This window comes from Arcobacter iocasae, assembly GCF_042214795.1.
Taxonomy (GTDB): Bacteria; Campylobacterota; Campylobacteria; order Campylobacterales; family Arcobacteraceae; genus Arcobacter; species Arcobacter iocasae.
The window spans coordinates 2,086,347-2,099,985 of record NZ_CP090177.1; the positions used below are offsets into that span (position 1 = coordinate 2,086,347).

General features: G+C 27.4%; 15 protein-coding genes. 9 read left to right on the top strand and 6 right to left on the bottom strand.

Annotated features, from left to right (window positions below; genetic code table 11):
- Positions 1-35: 35 nt before the first annotated feature.
- Genes LXN10_RS10495 through LXN10_RS10510 form a run of 4 tightly spaced genes read right to left on the bottom strand, consistent with a single transcriptional unit; the run spans position 36 to position 3,107 of the window.
- On the bottom strand, positions 36-941 hold the full coding sequence (locus LXN10_RS10495; protein ID WP_375722969.1) for a VWA domain-containing protein: 906 nt from the start codon (positions 939-941) through the stop codon (positions 36-38).
- Positions 934-1,317 (bottom strand): FeoB-associated Cys-rich membrane protein, encoded by a 384-nt coding sequence (locus LXN10_RS10500; protein WP_375722970.1) that lies wholly within the window; start codon positions 1,315-1,317, stop codon positions 934-936. The genes LXN10_RS10495 and LXN10_RS10500 overlap by 8 nt, the downstream gene beginning before the upstream one ends.
- Positions 1,314-2,150 (bottom strand): DUF58 domain-containing protein, encoded by an 837-nt coding sequence (locus LXN10_RS10505; RefSeq protein WP_375722971.1) that lies wholly within the window; start codon positions 2,148-2,150, stop codon positions 1,314-1,316. The genes LXN10_RS10500 and LXN10_RS10505 overlap by 4 nt, the downstream gene beginning before the upstream one ends.
- Before the next feature lie 3 nt (positions 2,151-2,153).
- Positions 2,154-3,107 carry an AAA family ATPase gene (locus tag LXN10_RS10510; protein WP_375722972.1) on the bottom strand — a complete coding sequence of 318 codons (954 nt, stop codon included), beginning with the start codon at positions 3,105-3,107 and terminating at the stop codon, positions 2,154-2,156.
- Positions 3,108-3,299: 192 nt separating this feature from the next.
- Between LXN10_RS10510 and rpsB the strand changes: the two genes are divergently transcribed.
- From rpsB to gmk, 5 genes are all read left to right on the top strand, one after another.
- The gene (rpsB, locus tag LXN10_RS10515; RefSeq protein WP_375722973.1) at positions 3,300-4,100 is read left to right on the top strand and encodes a 30S ribosomal protein S2; all 801 of its coding nucleotides are present in this window, start codon (positions 3,300-3,302) and stop codon (positions 4,098-4,100) included.
- A gap of 1 nt (position 4,101) precedes the next feature.
- On the top strand, positions 4,102-5,148 hold the full coding sequence (tsf, locus tag LXN10_RS10520; protein WP_375722974.1) for a translation elongation factor Ts: 1,047 nt from the start codon (positions 4,102-4,104) through the stop codon (positions 5,146-5,148).
- Positions 5,149-5,212: 64 nt separating this feature from the next.
- Entirely contained in the window at positions 5,213-5,866 is a 654-nt protein-coding gene (locus LXN10_RS10525) for an ABC transporter ATP-binding protein (protein ID WP_129100091.1), read from the top strand.
- Entirely contained in the window at positions 5,863-6,651 is a 789-nt protein-coding gene (locus LXN10_RS10530) for a hypothetical protein (RefSeq protein ID WP_375722975.1), read from the top strand. Before LXN10_RS10525 ends, LXN10_RS10530 begins: the two co-directional genes overlap by 4 nt.
- A 10-nt stretch (positions 6,652-6,661) precedes the next feature.
- The gene (gene gmk, locus LXN10_RS10535) at positions 6,662-7,279 is read left to right on the top strand and encodes a guanylate kinase (RefSeq protein WP_375722976.1); all 618 of its coding nucleotides are present in this window, start codon (positions 6,662-6,664) and stop codon (positions 7,277-7,279) included.
- Here gmk and LXN10_RS10540 read toward each other — a convergent pair.
- Positions 7,276-8,895: an EAL domain-containing response regulator gene (locus LXN10_RS10540; RefSeq protein WP_375722977.1), complete on the bottom strand. Its 1,620-nt coding sequence runs from the start codon at positions 8,893-8,895 to the stop codon at positions 7,276-7,278. The genes gmk and LXN10_RS10540 overlap by 4 nt on opposite strands.
- A 107-nt stretch (positions 8,896-9,002) precedes the next feature.
- Between LXN10_RS10540 and LXN10_RS10545 the strand changes: the two genes are divergently transcribed.
- Both LXN10_RS10545 and ccoS read left to right on the top strand, forming a co-directional pair.
- Positions 9,003-11,441, top strand: coding sequence for a heavy metal translocating P-type ATPase (locus LXN10_RS10545; protein ID WP_375722978.1), 2,439 nt, complete (start codon positions 9,003-9,005; stop codon positions 11,439-11,441).
- Positions 11,442-11,669 carry a cbb3-type cytochrome oxidase assembly protein CcoS gene (ccoS, locus tag LXN10_RS10550; protein ID WP_375722979.1) on the top strand — a complete coding sequence of 76 codons (228 nt, stop codon included), beginning with the start codon at positions 11,442-11,444 and terminating at the stop codon, positions 11,667-11,669. It begins immediately after the preceding gene.
- 27 nt (positions 11,670-11,696) lie between these two features.
- Here the strand turns inward: ccoS and LXN10_RS10555 are convergent, their stop codons facing one another.
- Positions 11,697-11,978: a c-type cytochrome gene (locus LXN10_RS10555; RefSeq protein ID WP_375722980.1), complete on the bottom strand. Its 282-nt coding sequence runs from the start codon at positions 11,976-11,978 to the stop codon at positions 11,697-11,699.
- A 130-nt stretch (positions 11,979-12,108) separates the two neighbouring features.
- Between LXN10_RS10555 and LXN10_RS10560 the strand changes: the two genes are divergently transcribed.
- Positions 12,109-12,708, top strand: coding sequence for an ATP-binding cassette domain-containing protein (locus LXN10_RS10560; RefSeq protein WP_375722981.1), 600 nt, complete (start codon positions 12,109-12,111; stop codon positions 12,706-12,708).
- Entirely contained in the window at positions 12,701-13,630 is a 930-nt protein-coding gene (hemH, locus tag LXN10_RS10565) for a ferrochelatase (RefSeq protein ID WP_375722982.1), read from the top strand. Before LXN10_RS10560 ends, hemH begins: the two co-directional genes overlap by 8 nt.
- The last annotated feature ends 9 nt before the right edge of the window (positions 13,631-13,639 follow it).

Sequence of the window (13,639 nt, forward strand, 5' to 3'; positions counted from 1 at the left end):
TTATTATTATAAGCAAAAATCATTTAAATATCAAGTCAATCTCTATTTTTTAGGTAAATATAAAAAATTAAAAAAATTATTCCTATAAAAAGTGGGTAAAAGAATAGGTAATCTTTTAAGATTAAAGTGTTTTTATCAATATCTGATTTCTCTAATTTATTTATTGTATTATAAACTTCTATTAAATCATCTTTAGAGTTAGCAAGAAAAGATTTTGCCTCAGTTTCTTGGGCAATTGTTCTTAACATTTGTCTATTTGATTCCCCAATACCAATTGTATATATTTTTATTTTATATTTCTTTGCAAGCTTTAGTACGATTTGAGGAGGTATTTTACTTGCGTTATCTTCCCCATCTGTTAAGAGAATAATAATATTTGATTTTGCTTTACTGTTTTTTAATATATTAATTGAAGTTGCAAGGGAATCAAACATTGCAGTTTGTTCACCTACAATTCCAATATCTATATATTTTATAATCTCTTTTTGTGAATTTTTATCAAAGCTTAAAGGTGAGGCTGTTAATACAGAACTTCCAAAAACTACTAATCCAATATTATCATTTACTCTTTTTTCAATAAAATCTTGAACTACATTATTTACAACATTCCATCTATTTTGTTGTAAATCATTAGGATTAAATCCTCGCTCTCTCATAGAACCACTTGTATCCAAATCCAAGATAATATTAATACCCTCTTTTTTTAAAAGCTGATTATTTAATATTTTAACAGGTGAGGCAAGGGCAATTAAAGTTAAAATGATAGTTAAATATTTACATACATAAACAATAGCATTTGTACTATAAGTTAGTTGTTTAAATATCTTAAGATGCACAAAATAATAAGAGGAATTCTTTTCCTTACAATACATATCACAAAAGATAAAAACAAATATAAGGACTAAAACCCACGGATATTCAAAAGAAAAATTACTAAACATCTATTGTTTCCATAAAAAGTTCATATTTTTGTAAAATATCATTTTCGAATTTTTTTACATCTTTTTTATATTTATATTCTTCTAATAGGGATATTAACTCTTCTGATATTTTTATTTCTCTTTCATTTTTTGCTAGTTTTCTTGCATACAAAGTTATTTGATATGCTGCATTTTTAGTATCATTTAAATCAAGATTTTTAATTATTTCATAATATCTTTTTCTTGGATTCTTTTTATTTTTAAAAAATCTATAAATTAAATATCCTACAAATCCAATAATAACTGTACCTAAAACAATAAGAAATATTAAAATATAAAAAGAGATATCAGGAATACTTACTAAATCTTTTATATCATTTATTTTTAATTCATTCATTTGCTCACCAATGTAATTATTTTTGAAGCTGGTTCTTCGTGGGTATATATTTTTGTAAATCTTACATTACACTTTTGTAAATGATAAAATAAATCATGGTCATTTTTTTTGATATATGCTTTATAATCCTTGATTGAGTATTTATCAATAATCCCTTCAAATTTTAATCCATTATTTGTATCAACTAAACTTATATTTCCTAATTCTTGTGGATTTTCTTCAAAAATATCTCTAATGATTATTACAAATACTTCGTGCTTTTGTGATAATAGTTTTAAATCAAAACCTTCAATTCCAATGAAATCTCCAATTAAAAATAAGATTGATTTCATTTTTATTAATTTAAATGATTCATTACATAAAAGTTTATAGTCAATCTCTTTTCCTATTGGATTATAATTAAATATTTGCTCACTCATACTTGCTACACTTGCAAGTTTTTTACTTCTTTTTGTGATATTTTGAAACTTTTCATTTACTATAAAAGAGGAGAATGGATCCCCTTGTTTTATACTAGAAAATGCTAAGAGTGAACAAACTTCAGTTACTAAATCTTGTTTTATTTTCTTAGTTCCAAAAATCATACTCCCATTTAGAATTGGTAATATATTAATATTTAGCTCTTTTTGTGCATGGAAAACTTTCACATATGGAGTGTTCATTTTAGCACTTATCGTCCAGTCAATATTTTTAATATCTTCACCAAACTCATATTCTCTTAATTCTAAAAAATCATAACCTTCACCTTTTAGGCTTGAACTATTATTTCCAGAAATTTCTGTAAAGACTTGTTTTTTTGTTTTGATTAAAATCTTTTTTAAATTTTTATTCATATCTTATGGAATTTCAACTTTTTGAATTACTTTTTGTAAAATATAATCACTAGTAATATCCATAGCTTGTGCTTCATAAGATAAAACAATTCTATGTCTTACTATATCTTTAAATACTAAAGCAATATCTATTGGAGTAACATGGTCATTACCTCTTATAAAAGCTTTTGCTTTAGCAGCTTTAAACATATCTATTGTTGCCCTTGGACTTGCACCAAATTGAATATAATCTTTAATCTCTTGTAAACCATAATTTTCAGGTTCTCTTGTTGCAAAAATAAGATTTACTATATATTTTTCAAGTTCTTCATCTATATGTACATTCACCACGGCTTTTTTTAATTCAATTAAATCTTCATGAGAAGCTACTTTATTTGGAGTTTCAAAGGAGTTTAAAGTTACACTTTTAGCTATTTCATACTCTTGTTCTTTTGAATTATAATTAAGCAAAATCTTAAACATAAATCTATCAAGTTGAGCTTCAGGAAGTTCATAAGCTCCTTGTGATTCGATTGGATTTTGAGTAGCAAGAACTAAAAATGGAAGTTCCAAAGAGTATGTTTCATCTGCAATTGTCACTTGTTTTTCTTGCATAACTTCTAATAGGGCTGATTGCACTTTTGCAGGAGCTCTATTAATCTCATCTGCTAAAAGTAAGTTTGTAAAGATAGGACCTTTTTTTATACTAAACTCAGCTGTTTTCATATTAAATATTTGAGCCCCAATAATATCTGATGGTATTAAATCAGGTGTAAATTGAACCCTTTTAAAGTTTAGACTTAAACACTTAGACAAGGCTTTTACAGCAGTGGTTTTCGCAAGTCCTGGAACTCCTTCAAGTAAAACATGTCCATCACATAAAAGTGCAATAAGTAAGGCATCTATCATATCTTGTTGCCCAATTATTGATTTTGACAACTCACTTCTAATCTCATTTATCTTATTCATATAATCCATTTAAAATTTCCTTTTTAAATCATTCGCAGATTTTATCGAAAATGATTTAATAAAATATTAAAGTTTACTTAGATAAAATCACGGTTCTATTTTAAATAGAAACCTCACATGTGTCAATCCTGGTCTGGGTTGTGTGAAAACATTAAGGGGCACAGAGGCTAAACCCAAATAAAACATAAACAAGGAAAAAACATGGTTACAATGAAAGACCTATTAGAATGTGGTGTACACTTCGGACACCAAACGAGAAGATGGAATCCAAAAATGAAAAAATATATTTTTGGTGTAAGAAAAAATATCTATATTATAGATTTACAAAAAACTTTAAGATACTTCAGATATACATATACTCTTATTAGAGATGCTGCTGCTGAAGGTCAAACAATGATGTTTGTTGGTACTAAAAAACAAGCTAGTCAAGCGGTTAAAGATGCTGCTATCTCTTGTGGTATGCCTTATGTTAACCATAGATGGTTAGGTGGGATGTTAACAAACTACGGAACAATTAAAAAATCAATTAGAAAATTAGAAATTATTAAAAAAATGAGAGAAGAAGGTCAACTAGATCTTTTAACTAAAAAAGAAGCTTTAATGCTTTCAAGAAAAGAAGAAAAATTAGAATTATATCTTGGTGGTATCAAAGATATGACTAAATTACCTGATATGATGTTTGTACTTGATGCAGTTAAAGAAAAAATTGCTATTGCAGAAGCTAGAAGATTAGGAATTACAGTTGTTGCTCCTTTAGATACAAACTGTGACCCAGATGTAGTTGATTGGCCAATTCCAGGAAATGATGATGCGATTAGATCAATTCAATTATTTTGTAACGAAATGGCTGCAGCTATGAATGAAGGTAAAGCAGCATATGCAGAAGCAAATGGTGAAGTTGTAGAAGACGCTGAACCTGCATCAAGTGAAGAAGTTGCTGAAGTAGTTGCAGAAGCAGTTGCTGAAGGTGAAACAGAAGTAGTAGAAACAGAGGAAGTATAAGATGGCTGGCGCAACTCCTAAATTAATTAAAGAATTAAGAGAAAAATCTGGTGCAGGTATGCTTGATTGTAAAACTGCTTTAAATGAGTGTGATGGTAACTTAGATGAAGCTATGAAATACTTAAGAGAATCTGGTTTAGCAAAAGCTGCTAAAAAAGCTGGAAATGTAGCAGCAGAAGGATTAATTACTATTTTAGTAAATGATGATTCTACAAAAGCTACTATGGTAGAAATCAATTCTCAAACTGACTTTGTTGCTAAAAATGATCAATTCATTGCTTTAACAAACGAAGTTACTGCTCATGTACAAGCTGAGGGTTGTTCTGAGAAAGAAGAATTATTAAAAACTACTATCAATGGTGTAAACTTTGAAGAGTATTTAAATGGTAAAATTGCAACAATCGGTGAAAACATTGTTACTAGAAAAATGGCAACAATATCTTCTGATAATGGTGTTGTTAATGGTTATGTTCACTTAGGTAAAGTTGGAGTTATGTTAGCTGCTACTTGTGCTGATAGTGCAAAAGATAAAACTAAAGATATATTAAAAAAAGTTGCTATGCATGCAGCTTCTATGAAACCAACAGTTATTTCTTATAAAGATTTAGATGCTGATTTTATTGAATCTGAAAACAAAGCAATTATTGCTGATATTGAAAAATTAAATGAAGAATTAGTAAGACTTGGAAAACCATTAAAAAATATTCCTGAATTTGTTTCTCAAGTTCAATTAACTGATGAAGCTATTGCAGCTGCTGAAGCTAAAATGAAAGAAGAATTAATTGCAGAGGGTAAACCTGAAAAAATTATTGGAAACATCGTTAAAGGTAAAATTGCTAGATGGATTGAAGATAATACTCAATTAGATAAAACTTATGCTTTATTATCTCAAACTTATGTTATGGATGATTCAATGACAGTTGAGCAAGCTATCAAAGCTTGTGATGAGTCAATCGAAATCGTTGAATATGTAAGATTTGAACTTGGTGAAGGTATCGAGAAAAAAGAAGAAGATTTCGCAGCTGAAGTTGCTGCTCAAATGGCTTAATAAAAATTATTAAGAAATTACTAAAAAGAGGTTTCTACCTCTTTTTATCTAAGACTGGAGAAAAATGAACGACCAGCCTATACTACAAGCAAAAAATATCTCTCATAAATTTGATTATGAACTTTTTAATAATATAAATCTCTCATTAAATGAAAAAGAATCAATTGCTATTATTGGAAAAAGTGGAAGTGGAAAATCAACTCTGCTCAATATTATCTCATCACTTTTAAAGCCATTTCAAGGTGAAGTAATTTTCCAAAATCAAAACATTTATACAATAAAGAATAAAAAGCTTTTAAACATAAGAAGAGAAGATTTTGGTATAATATTTCAAGCACATTATCTTTTTAGAGGTTTTACTGCAAATGAAAACTTACAAATTGCTCAATTTTTAAGTAATCAAGTTGTAGATGAAAAACTTTTAGAAAGTTTAGATATAAATCATGTCTTGCATCAAGGTATTGGTGAATTAAGTGGTGGTCAACAGCAAAGATTATCTATTGCTAGGGTTTTAACAAAAAAACCAAAAATAATTTTTGCTGATGAACCAACAGGAAATTTAGATAAAGATACTGCACATGATGTAATGAATACTTTATTTGAATATATAAAGTCTAATAATGCTGGATTAGTTCTTGTAACACATGAAGAAGATATTGCTTTTAAGTGCGACAAGGTTTATAAACTAGTTGATTTGGAACTACAGGAGATTAAGTGACTTTATTGTTGATAACAAAAACAAATATGATTGTCAAAATTTTTGATTTGATATGTACAAAACTTGATATAAGACTTTTTGTTCAAGAGAGTTCAAATGTTAGTAAAAATTATGATTTTGTAATTGTTGATCAAGATTTAATAGATGATAAATTTAATATCATTAAACAATTTACTTCGAAAATTGGTGCAATCTCAAATGAAGAATTACCCTTTGATAAATCAAGAGATTTTTTAATTTCAAGACCTTTTTTACCACATGATTTATTTTCAATTTTAAATGAACAAATTTCAATAATTAATGAAGAAGCTAAAGAAGAAAGAGAAAATAAAAATAAATATTCACATAATGAAGCTGATGATGTTTCTGAATACATAGAGACCTTAGCAGACGATATTGCATATGATATTGAAGATGAGAGTGATGAGAGTATTATCTCAATTGCAGCGCTTAAATCAGGTGGGATTTTAGATGTTGGTGAACTTGGGAAAATTAATAGTATTTTAAATGATGATAATTTACAAAAGAGATTTGAAAAAGAGTTCGCAGATGAATCAGAAATGAGTGAAACTGATTGGAAAGATCTTTCTCAAATTATTGATGATGCCTTAGGTGAAGTAAAAGAGTATGAGTTCGATTTAGATCATAAAGAACCGTATGAATTGATCTTAAGTAAATATAATATAGATGAATTAAGACCACTATTGACTAAATGCAATCAATCAATAATAGATAGATTATCTCAAGGTGAGATTGTAGATTTAAAATTATCAATAAGTAAGTAAGGGTAGAGAATTGGTAAATGAAAAAAAAGGTGCGATACTAATCATATCAGGACCTAGTGGTTGTGGAAAATCAACTTTATTAAAAGAAGTATATAAAGATATTGAAGATTATTATTTTTCAATTTCTTCAACTACAAGAGCTCCAAGAGTTGGAGAAAAAGATGGAGTTGATTACTTTTTTATTAGTAAAGAAGAGTTTTTAAAAGATATAGAAGCTGGTTATTTCTTAGAATGGGCAGAAGTTCATGGAAATTATTATGGAACATCTTTAAAGCCTATAACCAAAGCTGTTAGTGAAGGAAAGTTAGCAATCTTTGATATTGATGTTCAAGGTCACGATATAGCTAGAGAAAAACTAAATAATATTATTACTTCTGTTTTTATTACAACACCAAATTTAAGTGAATTAGAAAAAAGATTAAACAATAGAGCAACAGATAGTAAAGAAATTATTGAAAATAGAATAAAAAATGCAAAAGAAGAGATAAAACATTTTCAAAAGTATGATTATTTTATAATAAATGATGATTTAGAAAGTGCTAGTAAAGAACTTGTGAGTATTGCTAATGCGGCTAGGATTAAAAGTAAACTTTTTGATCCTAAATTACCTGAGAGTTGGATAGATTAGATTTTATCTTTACTTTCAGGTTTTCCAAAGTGATAACCTTGGCAGTAATCAATATTTAACTCTTTGATTTTTTCATAAATTTCTTCTGATGATACAAATTCTGCAACAGTTTTAAATCCAAATTTCTTAGAGAAATCAGCAATTGTTTCAACAATAATTTGTTGGTTTTTAGAAGTATCAATATTTTTTATTAATGAACCATCAATTTTTACAAAATCTATATTTAAATTTGTAAGCATATTAAAGTTAGAATATCCAGCTCCAAAGTCATCAACTCCAACACTACAACCTAAAGATTTAACTTTATCAATAAATGTAGTAACTGTAGCAAAGTTATTTATCTCTTCAGATTCTAATATTTCAAATTCTAAAAGATGAACGAACTCTTTATTTTCTTCTAGTGTATCATATATTTTTTTAGTTGTTTTTGTATTTGTAATATCATCAAATGAGATATTAACTGCAACTCTTTTATTTTGTTCTTTTATTAAACTAATAGCTTCAAGAAGCATAATTTCTATAATATGTGAATATAGTTTTGCTTTTTTTGCTATGTCTAAAAATTTAATAGGTGCAATTACTTCACCTTGTTCATTTATATATCTAATAAGTGCTTCATATTTGTAAATCTCTTGAGTTTGGGTATTTACAATAGGTTGATAAAAGGCTACAAATAAGCCTTCTTTTAGACCTTTTTTTACTTCTTTTACCCACTTGATATTATCTTCAAAAGATTCTTGAATATTAAAAGAATTATCATAAACTAATATTTGTTCAAATCTTTTTCTAGCATAATTTATAACTCTCTCTGTGTATTTGTAAGCTAGTTTATTATCAGCACAAGCAATACCAATAGTAACATTTAAGTCAATCTCATTTTCGTCAATAAAGATTGCATTTTCTTCAATATGATTTGCAAATTTTTCACAAAGGACTTCAAACTCTTTGATATCCATTGCATAATCTTTTGCTACAACTGCAAATTTATCAGATTCTATTCTGTAAACTCTATAATCATCAGAAGAGAAGAATTGTTTTATTATCATAGAAAATTGAATTAATAATTTATTTCCATTATCTTCACCAAAAAGGTCATTAATAGTTGAAAATTTATCGATATTAATAAGTGCCATTAAATCTTGAGCAGTTAAATCTAAATCTTTTTTTAACTTATTTCTATTTGGTAATCTTGTTAGTTTATCAACATATAAATCTTTTAACTCATGATAAAGTAATGATTGGCTCATCACTTGTAAAAGTTTTTTCATATCAATTGGTTTTAATATGTATTTATCAACTCCAATATCAATAGCCTCTAGTAAATATTCTGTATTTGAAAAAGCAGTTGCTACAATAATAGGAATATTTGGATTTATTTTTTTTATCTCTTTTATCATGTCTAAGCCATTCATTTGTGGCATATTAACATCTGTGATGATTAAATCGATTTCTTCTTCATGTTTTTTAAAAAGATCTAAGCCCTCAAGCCCATTTTCTGCTACAAATTGCTTATTTGTAAAGCCTTTTAGTATATTTAGAGTTATGTCTCTTAGAGACTTTTCATCTTCTGCATATAAAATTGTAATATTTTTTAAAATCGAAATATTATTAATCATTAACCTAAACTCCAAAACTAATAAGATATAATATAAATTGAATTATATCTAAATAGTAGCATAATTAAATTAAATAAGAAAGTTAAAATTGAATTTTAGGAATATTAGTGTCAAAAGTTAAGTGTAATCATTGTCATTTAGAATTTAGTGACAGTGTGATGATAAAAGAAGAAGAATTAAACTTTTGTTGTAAAGGCTGTCAAGGAGTCTATCATCTCTTGCAAGATCAAAATCTTGATTCATTTTATGATAAATTAGGAAATAAAACTATTCAGCCTCCTTTAGAAGTAAGTAGTGATTTAAACAAATTTGATACACAAAGTTTTGAAAAAATCTATGTCACAGAAGATGAAAATGGTTATAAGAAAGTTGATTTAATTATTGAGGGAATCCATTGTGCAGCTTGTATTTGGCTAAATGAAAAAGTTTTATACAACACAGATGGAATAATCGATGCAAGTATTAATTTTACAAATAATAAAGCAAAAATAGTTTGGAATAGTAAAAAAATAGCCTTATCTCAAATAATAGAAAAAATCAGAAGTATAGGTTATAACGCCTTTGCTTATAATTCTAAAATAGCTGATGAAAAAGCATCATTAGCAAAAAGAGATTATTTTATTAGAATGATGGTGGCAGTTTTCGCAACAATGAATATTATGATGTTATCAGTTGCAAAATATACTGGATTTTTTACAGGGATTACTCCTGAAGTTAGACATTTAATTCACTTAGGAGAGTTTATATTATCTACACCTGTAATTTTTTATAGTGGGTGGATTTTTTATAGAGGTGCTTATTATGGCTTGAAAAACCGTATTTTAAATATGGATTTTCTAGTAAGTGCTGGGGCAACTTTTACATATATTTATTCAGTTTTTATACTTTTTGGACTAAAAGGCGAGAGCTATTTTGACTCTGTTAGTATGATTATTACTTTTGTATTAGTTGGTAAATATCTTGAGGTACTTGGTAAAAAATCTGCAGTTGATACCCTTGATACCATTAAAAGCCAAATACCTTTAGAAACAACACTTATAAAAGATGGTAAAAAAGTAGAAGTATCTGTGGAAGATATTCAAATAGGTGATATAGTAGAATTAAAAACAGGTGATAAAGCAAGTGTTGATGGAATAATTATAAAAGGTGAGAGCTCTTTTGATGAGTCATCAATTTCTGGAGAATCATTACCTATTTATAAAAAAGCCAATGATGTGATTTTTTCAGGAACACTAAACCAAGATTCCCTCGTCCAATATAGAGTTACAAAAACTTTTAAAGATTCTACTTTAAACTCTATTGTTACACTATTAGAAGATTCTCTTGCCTCAAAACCAAAAATAGAGCACAAAGCAAATGAGATATCAAAAGGTTTTTCTGTCATGATTTTGGCATTGTCAATTCTTACATTTTTAGTTTGGTATTTTTTTGGTATTGATTTAGGTTTTAATTATGATGGAGTAAGTCATTTTGAAAAATCTTTTATTGTGGCAATTTCAGTTATTGTAATAGCTTGTCCTTGTGCTTTAGCACTTGCTACTCCAATTGCAAGTTTAATTGGAATATCTGAGTTAGCAAAAAAAGGTTTACTTTTTAAAGAAGCAAAATTTATTGAAGAGTTAGCTCGAACTACAAAGTTAGTGGTTGACAAAACAGGAACAATTACAAATGGTAAATTATCTGTTGTAAAAGCGCAAATTTTAGATGAAAATATTCACAAATTAGATTTATTGTACTCTTTATTAGACAGTTCAACCCATCCAATTAGTAGCTCAATAAAAGAGTATTTAAAAAATCACTACAAAAACTTGAGCTTGAAAAACTTAAGTAATGTTAAAACATTACAAGCCAAAGGTATGAAAGCAGTTTATAAAAACCTAGAAGATAAAGAGTTTGAAATTCTTGGTGGAAACCAAAAACTTATGGAAGAGTTTGGTGTAAAATATAAATTTGATTCACAAAATTCTGTATATATTTTTGCTATAAATAAAAAAGTAGTTGCAACTTTTGAATTAAAAGATGAAATAAAAGATTTTGCAAGAGAGTTTGTAAGTGATTGTTTAAAAAATAATATTGATGTTATAATGTTAACTGGTGATAATGAAAATGTAGCAAATTATGTTGCGAAAGAAGTTGGAATTAAAACTGTTGTTGCAAATATAAATCCAATACAAAAAGCAAAATATATTAATAAGCTAAAAGAACAAGGTCATACTGTTGTTATGGCAGGAGATGGAGTTAATGATTCAGTAGCACTAAGTAGTGCAAATGTTTCAATTGCTATGGGAAATGGTGCTGATATTTCTATTGCTGTATCAGATATCGTTTTATTGAATAACTCCTTAGAAAGCCTAAATCAAGCTTTTATTATTTCTAGAAAAACATATAAATTTATAAAACAAAATTTATCAATATCTTTATTATATAATTTAGTTACAATTCCTTTAGCCATGGCAGGATTTGTAATGCCACTAGTTGCTGCATTATCGATGAGTTTAAGTTCATTAATAGTTGTTGCAAACTCACTTAGGATAAAAGGAAAATAGATGATAGGAAGTACACTTTTGTTGATGCTAGTTGTTGGATTAGTTGTTTCATTTGCAATTTTGGGTATGTTTATTTGGGGTGCAAAAACTGGACAGTTTGATGATAGTAATAAAATGATGGATGGATTGCTTTTTGACTCACAAGAAGATTTAAATGATGCGATTACTAGAGAAAATAAAAAAGAGAAAGATAAAGAAGAGCAAAAAAAAAGTAAGCCAAAAAATTGACTTACTTTAAGAAGTTGTAAACAATGATTATAATTTAGAAATTTTTTCAGCGATTTCTTTTATGTCAGCATCAGAAAGTCTTGCAACTTGACCTTTCATAACACCTTTCATAGCACCACCATAAGTTCCAGCTTTATAACCTTTTAAAGCTTCCTCAACTTTTGCAGCAGGCCAACCTTTAATAATTTGAGATTTTCCTAAAGCAGATTTCTCAAAGTTTGCACCATGGCATCCAGCACATGCAGTTGTATTTGCAGCTGCAAAAAGTGATGCTGCAGCAATCACTGTTCCTAAAACTATTTTTTTCATTTGTTCTCCTTGAAATTTGAAGCTTAATTTTACCTATAATTTCTTTTTATTAGCTTAGATTTTTTGTTAAATAACTTTATATAAAGTCTATTTATAATATAGTTAATAAATTATTAATATTGGGTATAAAATGGATAATAATGAGTTTGTTCTTCAAATAAAAGAGTTAAATTTTGGATATAAAAAAGACAAATTAATTTATAATAATTTTTCCTTAAATTTAAAAAAATCAGAAGTTAAATCAATAGTTGGTGCTAGTGGAAGTGGTAAAAGTACCCTTTTTGAACTAATTACAAAATCACTAAAGCCTTTAAAAGGGCATATAATCTCATCTAAAATAGCTTCAATTTATCAAGACCCTTATAGCTCCTTTCATCCTACATATTCAATACTTGAGCAAATAAATGATGTAGTTCCTAATATAAATAAAGAGGAATTAAATTCTTTATTAGATGAATTAAGTTTAGATTATGACTTGATATTAAATAAACCAGATAAATTAAGTGGAGGACAACTTCAAAGATGTTCAATACTTCGGGCACTTTTAATGAAACCAGATCTTTTGTTAGTTGATGAAGCAACTTCTGCTTTAGATAACATAATTGCCCTTGATGTTATGAAATTGGTATTGAAATTTTTGCCTAATTATGGAATACTTCTAATAACTCATGATATGCATTTAGCATCTTGGTGTAGTGATGAAATAATAAAATTGGATACTTATGAATGAAAATAAAAAAGCCTTAGTTCTTTTAAATATGGGTGGGCCAAGGGATAAAGATGAATTAGAGATGTTTTTACGAAACATGTTTAATGATAAAAATATTATTACTGTAAAAAGTGATATTTTAAGATCTTTTATAGCTACAATGATTGTTTTAAGTAGAAAAAATTCTGCTTGGAAAAACTATGAAGCTATTGGTGGTTCTTCTCCTATTAATAAACTAACTGAAGATTTAGTTGCCAAATTAAATAGAACTTTTGAAGATTTTGAAGTATTTCAAGTGATGCGATACACTCCTCCTTTTGCTGCTAAATGTGTACAGCAATTAAAACAAAAAGGCATAGAAGAAGTTGTACTTTTACCTTTATACCCTCAATACTCAACTACAACTACAAAGTCTTCTGTGGAAGATTTTATGGATATAGCAAAGGACGATTTTAAAGTAAGAGTAATAGAACCTTTTTATAAAAATGAAAAATTTAATGATAAAGTTACAAATGACATAATAAGTAGTGTTGAAGATACAAAGTTATACAATTTGATTTTTTCAGCACATGGATTACCACAAAAAATAGTAGATGCTGGAGATCCATATGAAAAACAAGTTAATGAGCATGTAAAAATTTTATCTGAAATATTAAAAAATAAAAAAGTAGAATTTGAATCAATTTCATTAGCATATCAATCTAAAGTAGGACCATTAAAATGGCTAACTCCATCTTTAGAAGATAGATTAAAAGAGTTAAAAGATAAAAATGTACTTATTTATCCAATTGCTTTTATAGTGGATAATTCTGAAACTATGTTTGAACTTCATATTGAGTATGAAGAAATAGCAAAAGAATTAGGAATAAATGAGTATAAAGTAGTTAGTTGTGTAAATGATAGTGATGAATTTATTAATGTAATAGAAGAGTTGATACGATAAGGGGTAATA